The organism is Streptomyces sp. SBT349, from assembly GCF_001083795.1.
GTDB lineage: Bacteria > Actinomycetota > Actinomycetes > Streptomycetales > Streptomycetaceae > Streptomyces.
The window spans coordinates 1-6383 of record NZ_LAVK01000395.1; the positions used below are offsets into that span (position 1 = coordinate 1).

Here is a 6383-nt window from a genome sequence, read left to right on the forward strand (position 1 = left end):
GGAGAAGGCCCCCTCCCCGCTCGACGACGCCGGGCGGATATCCACCCCCGCCGACCGCGCGACCTCCCCGGCCTGGGCACCGAGGACGCCCGAGCCGCCGAGCCCGGCGGCCACCGCCCGGCGGCCACCGAGGCACGAGGGCACTGAACGGCCACCGGCCCGAGGACCCGTCAGGCCCGTCGGAACCTCAGGACCGTCAGAACCACGTCCGGACGAGATCCACGACGACCTCCTCGCCCTCCGCACCCTCGATCACCGGGATCAACGTCCACTTGTCCAGCGCCGTACAAGGGTGCGACAGGCCCAGCCGCACGACCTGCCCCACCTCGACATCCGCACCCCGCAAGAACGCGTGCTGGTCGTTGAGTTCGGTGATCCGCGCCCCCTCGACCGGTCCCCGTCCGCGCCCCCGCACCTCCTGCGGCTCGGGCAGCCCGTTGTCGAACGACAGATCCCGCTTGCCCGCGTCAAGCAGCGCGAGGCCGGGCTCCGGCGCCGACACCACCCGCGCCCAGCCGTGCATCGCGGACCTCAGCCGCGTCCCCCCGCCCCGGGCGAAGGGGGAGACCGAGCGGTAGAAGCCGTCGTCGTGGACCACATACGCGCCGCTGCGCAGCACCACGCGGGACCCCTCGGCAGCCAGCCCGCCGAGCGCGTCGACGACCTGGTCGAAGTAGGCGCTGCCCCCCGCGCTGACCACCGGCCGGTCGGTCTCGTGCGGAAGCCGCACATGCACCGCGGCCAGCCGTTCCAGATAGGCGCCGACCGCCGACAGGCCCGCCGTGGACGTGTCATGGGCCAGCGCGCCCTCGTAGCCGCCGGTCCCCACCAGCCTCAACGTCGGCGCCTCGCGCACCGCCCGCCCGATGTCCAGCGCCTCGCCGTCGTCCCGGACCCCGCTACGGCCCCCGGCCGCGCCGAGCTCCACACAGACATCCAGCGGCCGAACCGCCCCGGCCGCACGGAGCGCGTCATCCATGAGCCGCACCGAACGCACCGAGTCCACCCAGCACACCAGCGTGAAGTCCGCGTCGCGGTCGAGCTCCGCCGCGATCCACGCCAACGCGGCGGGATCGAGCAGGGAGTTCGCCAGCACCACCCGCCGGACACCGAACGCGCGCGCCACGCGCAGCTGCGGAACGTTGGCCAGCGTGATCCCCCACGCCCCGGCGGCCAGTTGCCGCTGCCACAGCGCGGGCGCCATGGTGGTCTTGCCGTGCGGCGCCAGCAGCACTCCGGCCTCCGCGGTCCACCGGGCCATCAGCGCGACATTGTGCTCCAACGCCCCCGCGTCCAGCGTCAGCAGCGGCGTCCCGAACCGGTCCAGCCCCGGCCGCCGCGCCAGGAACTCGCCGACCGTCAGCCCATGCGCCTCGCCGGGCACCGCCTTGAACCGCCAGTCGAGCACCTCCTCCCGCATCCGAGACACCGCCTGGCCATCGATTCCGCCGTTCATGTCCCACCTCCGCACCGCACCCTACGCAACGCGCACACCACCGGTCCCGCCGAGGGCGCTCGCCCGGACCCGTGCGCCGGCTTCACTCGTGGAGGGGGTTTTCCGCACGGAACGCCACCCGCGCCCATCCCGCCCGCCACAGTTGATCCCGGGAGAGCCACCAACCCCGGTGGAACCACGAGGTATCGGGAGGAACCATGGGATCCGCGACCAGGTGGGTACGGCCGTGGGCACGGCCGGCGATCGTCGCCGGAGCCGCCGCCCTGCTCGCCCTGACGACGGCCACCACCGCCTGGGCCGCCACGGCCCAGGTCGGCGCGAACATGGCGGAGGCCGGGTCCAACTGGATGCGCGCCTACGACGGTGAGACCGACGGCAGAGGCGTCTACGCCGACGCCTACCTCACCGACGGCAGGCACGTCTCGGTGTGGGACGGCAACGGACACGACGGCACGTGGGGACCCAAGGAGGAGTACTCGCCAGCCATCGCCCGCTTCCGCGTCTGCGAGGACAAGGGCTCCTGCTCCGACTGGAAGTACCTCTGAGTTCCGGGTGATTCGAATCGATTGGTGTTCTATGCGCGGTCGGTTCTGGTCTGTACCGTCGTGAGCATGGCCGAGGTTCGCCCCGGACCGGGTGGGCGCCGGCCCTTACGGGGGAGGCCGGGATGAGCGGGTGGGAGGCGTGGCAGTCCGCCGTGTACGGCAGCGGCGGCGAGGCGTGGCGCTATGCCCGCACCTCCGCCTGGGTGCTGACCGGGCAGCACGGCCCCCGCGTCCCGCTCGACCCGTGGCACGCCACCCACGCCCCGCACGCCGAGGGGCGGCAGCACCGGACCTGGGCCCTGGCGACCGACCTGCTGGCGCTCGCCGCCTGGCGCGGCGCGGCCGAACACGGCGTGCCGCTGGAGGACGCGCCGCTGCTGGACGTGGCCCAACGCCTGGCCCCCGCGCGGGTGCATCAGCTCCACACCGGGGCATACCCGCCCGACACCCCCGGCTGGGCGCCCCGGTGGCGCGGCATCCTGCGGCGCGGCGCCTCGCTGGCCCGCATGGCGCGGGACGTGGCACGGCGGCAGCTCGCCGCCGCGGCCCGGGACGACGTTCCCGACCCGGCCGACACCGAACCGGGCATGCCCCCCGCCCTGTGGGGCGACCGGGTGCGGGCCGCGCGGGCCACCGGCTCACCCGGGAGCGCGCCGGCCTGGCGGAACGACGCCGACACCGCCCGCGCGCGGGTCGACCGCGCCATCACCGCCCTGGCCACGGGCGCCTGGACCCCCGCCGCCGGCGAGACCCTCGCGGTCACCCAGCTCCAGAGCCTCGCCCCCGCCCGGGGATCCTCCGGCCGGAGCGGCGGCTGGCTGCCCCGGCTGCGCAGCCTGGCCGGCGCCGAGGCGTCTCTCACCGCGGTCGCCTCCCGGCCCTCGCACGAGCCGCACACCGGTGACCGGCCCCTGGCCTCCGTCCTCACCTCGGCGCGCACCGCCCTCGACACCGCCGTGACCCTGGCGGGCGAGCTGGACCAGGTCTGGGCGCGCAGACCCGCCGGTCAGTCCACGGCCCGATGGGAGCGCCAGCACCTCCCGGCCCCGCTGCGGACGCAGATCCTCGACCTGGAGGACCTGCTCGCCGCCGTCGAACAGCTGATGCGCCGGATCGGCGCACGCCCCCGCTAGCCCGGCGGCCCCGAGCCGCGACCGCTCCGCCCGCACAGGACCCGTACGGCCGGGTTGGCGCCCCTTGCCCCTGTTTGGCCGTGTTTATGGTGTGGTGGGCACGTGGTCAGGATCGGGGAAGGATCGGTATGGCGTGTGTGAGTCCGTTGAGACGCGCGTTGGCGCTGGTGGTCGGGGGTGTCCTGGTTCTGGCCGGGGTGGCCCTGCTGGTCCTGCCGGGCCCGGGGCTGTTGCTGGTGCTGGCCGGGCTGCTGGTCCTGGCGCGCGAGTTCCCGGGCCTGTCGCGTTATGTGGAGTGGGTGGAGGGGCGGGCCACGGTGGCGGCGGAGGAGAGCGTGTCGTCGCGGTGGCGTGTGGCCGGTTCGGTCGTGGTCGCCCTCGCGCTGGTCGGGGCCGGCGTGGTGTGGGGGGTGGTCCCGGGGCTCCCGCTCGGGGGCTGGAGCGCCGGTTCGGGACTGATCCTCTCCGGGGTGGTCCTGGCCGGGCTGCTGTACTGGAGCTACCGGCGCCTGCGCCGTTCCTGACGCGCCGTCCCGCTCGTCCCCCGGGCGTCGTGCCGCAGGGTGTGGCCGGGGAGGGCGCCGGTGTGGCGGCCTTCGGCGATGACGGGCGTCCCGTTGACGAGGACGTGGGGGATTCCCTCGGGTGTCCGGCGGGGGTGGCGGTAGGTCGCGGTGTCTCGGACGGTGCCGGGGTCGAAGAGCGTGAGGTCGGCGTGGTGGCCGGGGGCGACGCGTCCGCGGCGGGTGAGGCCGAGTCTCCGTGCGGCGCGGGTGGTGAAGCGGGCGACGCACTCTTCGAGGCCGAGGATGCCGAGGTCGCGGACGTAGTGCGCGAGGTAACGGGGGAAGGTGCCCCAGGCGCGGGGGTGCGGCCTGGCGGTGGCGAGGATCCCGTCGCTGCCCGCGGTGTGGGCCGGGTGGCGCATGATGGCGCGGACGTTCTCCTCGTTTCCGACATGCTGGAGGATGGTCGTGGACAGCTCGTCGTCCAGGAGGCGTGTGCGGTAGACCTCGAACGGGGAACGCCCGGACGCGGCGGCGAGTTCGGCGATGGTGTGGCCGATGGTGTCCGGGTCGCGGGAGCCGGAGATCTGGATGGTGTCCCAGTCGACGGGCACGCCGTGGCACCCGTCGCTGCCGGTCGTCTCCAGGGCGTGGCGGATCCGGTGGTGCCGGGCGGGGTCGCGCAGGTGGGCGAGGGTGGCGGCGGGGCCGTTCTCCGCGGTCCAGCTGGGCAGCAGGGCGGCGAGGGTCGTGGAGCCGGAGAGGTAGGGGTAGGTGTCCAGGGTGATGTCCTGACCCGCCTGGATCGCGGCGTCGAGGAGGGTCAGCAGGTGGGGGGCGCGGTCGTGGTTGACGGGGAAGTTCATGGTGGCGTGGGTGAGGTGGAGCGGGCAGCCCGCGCGGCGGGTGACGTCGATCATCTCCGCGTAGGCTTCCAGCGTTCCGGCGCCGTAGGAGCGGTGGTGGGGGGCGTAGAAGCCGCCGTGTTCGGCTACGACGCGGCACAGGGCGGTGAGTTCGGCGTCGGTGGCGTACATGCCTGGTGGGTAGGTCAGGCCGCTGGACATGCCGATGGCGCCTTCGAGCATGGCGGTGGCGATGTGCCCGCGTTGCCGGTCGAGTTCGGTGGGAGTGGGCGGGCGGTTGTCCCAGCCCATGACGAGCATGCGGACGGTTCCCTGGGGGGCCAGGTAGCAGGCGTTGACCGCGATGCCCTGGTCGAGGCGGTCGAGGTATCCGCCCACGCTGCGCCAGTTCCAGTCGAAACCGGGCGGGTCCGCGTTCCATCCGGCGATGGCCTGCCGGATCTGGGGGAGGGTGGTGTCGTCGACCGGGGCGTAGGACAGGCCGTCCTGTCCGAGGACTTCGCAGGTCACGCCCTGGCTCACCTTGGCGAGGTGGTCGGGGTCGGTCAGCAGGCTGAGGTCGGAGTGGGCGTGCATGTCGATGAATCCGGGCGCGAGGACGAGTCCGGTCGCGTCGATCACCCGTCGTCCGGTCAGCGCGCGTCCGCCGACGTCTTCGATCACGCCGCCGGTGACGGTCACGTCGGCCGGGTACCCGGGGCCGCCGGTGCCGTCGACGACGGTCGCTCCGCGGATCAGCAGGTCGGCCATCGCGGTCTCCTTCCCTGGCATGCGCCGGCGCGGTCGTCCCATGATGATGCCCCGCCTGCCCGGATCCCGGCGCCTGGTGGCGTCCGCCCCGACCCGCGACACCGAGCTTCCGAGGGTGAGCTTGACCATGTGCTTCAGGGTTAATTCTGCAGTATGTTTCGGGCCGGTGTGCGGCGAGAGGTGGGTACCATGCCGAACGAGGACGAGCTGTTCGCGGCGGTCGATGACCTGCTGAGCCGCGGCAAGCCGCGCCTGCCGCCACCGGCTGAGCGGGTCCGCCTGCGCGAGGCCGCGGGCCTGACGCAGGGCGACATCGCCGAAGTGCTCAGAGCGCGACGCGAGACCGTCAACGCCTGGGAAGCGGGCCGCACCGAGCCTCGCCCCCCACGTCTGCAGGCATACATCCGCCTGCTGGAGGGCTGGGCCGCCCGTTACCCCGCACCGGTCGAGCCGCCCCGGCCCCGGACACCGCCCACGAGCGCGAGGCCGTCGTCGGTATCCCGGCGGCCGGGCAAGCCACGTGCCGCCACGACCACGGCGCCCCCCGCCCCCGCCCCGATCCCAGCCGTTGATGCCGGGGGGCGGTTTCCGGCCGGACCGTTGGCGGTCCTGGACGGCGACGGCATCGCGCACCTGGCGGATGGCCGCACGCTCCAGTGCCCGGCGGCGACCGTCGCGCAACTGGCCGACTGGGCCCTGGACGCGGGCCTCGGACAGGAACGGCTGCACCGCGCCGGGCGCGACGCCGACCCGCTGATCGTCCTGACCGCGGCGGCCACCGAACACCTCGGGCTTCCCGCCGTGTTGGCGGACCGGCGGGGCCTGAGGCTGAGCGAGGACCACCCGGCCGTCCGCGACCTGACCGCCGCCGGCTGGCAGCTCACCCGCCGCGGGTTCGGCCCCTGGGCCCGCGTCTACCGCCCCGTGGAGGCCGGAGGACGACGGCAGTGCGCGCAGTTCGCGGTGCTGCCCTGGGAGGCGCTGGACGAACGGGCCTGGGGCCGGACGGACCGGATGGACCCGCCCGCCATCGCCTGGGTACTGGGCACCTACGCGCTCCGGGTCCTGACCCCGCGCGGCTCCACCGCCGTCAACGGCCTGGAGCTGATGACCGCCCTGCGCCCGCC

General features: G+C 74.4%; 6 protein-coding genes. 4 read left to right on the plus strand and 2 right to left on the minus strand.

The annotated features are described in order from the left end of the window. Nucleotides 1-196 precede the first annotated feature (196 nt). A complete protein-coding gene (locus ADY01_RS31040; RefSeq protein ID WP_049580051.1) occupies nucleotides 197-1456 on the minus strand; it encodes an alanine racemase in 1260 nt (419 codons plus the stop codon). Nucleotides 1457-1653: 197 nt separating this feature from the next. Between ADY01_RS31040 and ADY01_RS31045 the strand changes: the two genes are divergently transcribed. The 3 genes from ADY01_RS31045 to ADY01_RS31055 all read left to right on the plus strand — a co-directional run bounded on the left by ADY01_RS31045 (nucleotide 1654) and on the right by ADY01_RS31055 (nucleotide 3658). Next, complete coding sequence (locus ADY01_RS31045; protein WP_049580052.1) at nucleotides 1654-2001, plus strand: hypothetical protein; 348 nt, start codon at nucleotides 1654-1656, stop codon at nucleotides 1999-2001. Nucleotides 2002-2123: 122 nt separating this feature from the next. Beyond that, the gene (locus ADY01_RS31050) at nucleotides 2124-3134 is read left to right on the plus strand and encodes a hypothetical protein (RefSeq protein ID WP_049580053.1); all 1011 of its coding nucleotides are present in this window, start codon (nucleotides 2124-2126) and stop codon (nucleotides 3132-3134) included. 137 nt (nucleotides 3135-3271) lie between these two features. Continuing rightward, a complete protein-coding gene (locus ADY01_RS31055; protein WP_420715759.1) occupies nucleotides 3272-3658 on the plus strand; it encodes a PGPGW domain-containing protein in 387 nt (128 codons plus the stop codon). On the opposite strand, the gene ADY01_RS31060 is transcribed toward ADY01_RS31055, so the two are convergent. Next, entirely contained in the window at nucleotides 3634-5256 is a 1623-nt protein-coding gene (locus tag ADY01_RS31060) for an N-acyl-D-amino-acid deacylase family protein (protein ID WP_049580056.1), read from the minus strand. The two genes, ADY01_RS31055 and ADY01_RS31060, sit on opposite strands and share 25 nt — an antisense overlap. 189 nt (nucleotides 5257-5445) lie before the next feature. Here ADY01_RS31060 and ADY01_RS31065 point away from each other — a divergent pair. Then, nucleotides 5446-6383: helix-turn-helix transcriptional regulator (locus tag ADY01_RS31065; protein ID WP_049580055.1), on the plus strand; the 938-nt coding region annotated here is incomplete at its 3' end.